Origin of the sequence: Streptomyces sp. SP17BM10, assembly GCF_036322405.1 — a bacterium.
Lineage (GTDB): Bacteria > Actinomycetota > Actinomycetes > Streptomycetales > Streptomycetaceae > Kitasatospora.
Genome location: NZ_JAQYXB010000044.1, coordinates 1 through 230 on the forward strand (window position 1 = coordinate 1; position 230 = coordinate 230).

Sequence of the window (230 nt, forward strand, 5' to 3'; positions counted from 1 at the left end):
ACTCCGACCACCGTGCCGTCGGCGTTCACCCGCCACTGCTGGTTCGCGGCGCCGGTGCAGGTCCAGATCTGCACCCGGGTGCCGGCTGCGGTGGCGTGGCCCGGCACGTCCAGGCACTTGTCGCCGTACACGGTCAGCTGGTCGCCGGCCGTCGACGTCCACTGCTGGTTGGCCCCGCCCGAGCAGTCGTAGACCTGCAGGGACGTGCCGTCGGCCCGGCCGAAGTTCGG

The 230-nt window shown here is 72.6% G+C and carries 1 protein-coding gene; it reads right to left on the reverse strand.

The features are described 5' to 3' along the window. On the reverse strand, positions 1 to 230 hold a 230-nt coding region (locus PUR71_RS00135), incomplete at both ends, for a ricin-type beta-trefoil lectin domain protein (protein WP_329924237.1).